At 74.2% G+C, this 805-nt stretch carries 1 protein-coding gene; it reads left to right on the forward strand.

The window, feature by feature from the left end:
- Positions 1–167: 167 nt before the first annotated feature.
- Positions 168–805, forward strand: a 638-nt coding sequence (gene cobM, locus ROTAS13_RS25315; RefSeq protein WP_075823722.1) for a precorrin-4 C(11)-methyltransferase, incomplete at its 3' end; no start/stop codon positions are given.

Below are 805 nucleotides of genomic sequence, written 5' to 3' on the forward strand. Positions count from 1 at the left end.
GATACGAGTTTCGCCTTACGGTGGAGCTGTGCGTAGATGTGATCAAGAGACAGGCTGGCTTCCGTGGCCGAGGCCGCCGCGCTCGCGCTGGCGGGGCCGGGCGGGCGCCTGGTGCTGCCCCGCATCGCCTCCGCCAACGCCACCTGTGCCCTCGCGACAGGACCCGCATGACCGTCCATTTCATCGGCGCCGGCCCTGGCGCGCCCGACCTGCTGACCCTGCGCGGCCGCGACATCCTCGCCCGCTGCCCGGTCTGCCTTTATGCGGGCTCCATCGTCCCCGCCGCCATGCTGGAGCACTGCCCGCCCGGCGCCCGGCTGGTGGACACGGCGCCGATGAGCCTGGACGAGATCGAGCGCGAGTATGTCGCCGCCCACGAGGCGGGGCAGGACGTCGCCCGGCTGCATTCGGGCGACCTGTCGATCTACAGCGCCCTGGCCGAGCAGCTCCGCCGGCTGGAGGCGCGCGGCATCCCCTGTACGCTGACCCCCGGGGTGCCCGCCTTCGCCGCCGCCGCCGCCGCGCTGGGCCGGGAACTGACGGTGCCGGAGGTGGCGCAGAGCGTCGTGCTCACCCGCCTGTCCGGCCGCGCCTCCGCCATGCCGCCGGGCGAGACGCTGGAGGCTTTCGGGGCCACGGGCGCGACGCTGGCGATCCACCTGGCCGTCCATGCCATCGCGCGGATCGTGGAGACGCTCACCCCGCTCCATGGCCCGGAATGTCCCGTGGCGGTGGTGGTGCGGGCGAGCTGGCCGGACGAGCGCATCCTGCGCGGCACGCTCGCCACCATCGCCGCGCAGTTGGC

The organism is Roseomonas sp. TAS13, from assembly GCF_001950415.1.
Taxonomy (GTDB): Bacteria; Pseudomonadota; Alphaproteobacteria; order Acetobacterales; family Acetobacteraceae; genus Roseomonas; species Roseomonas mucosa.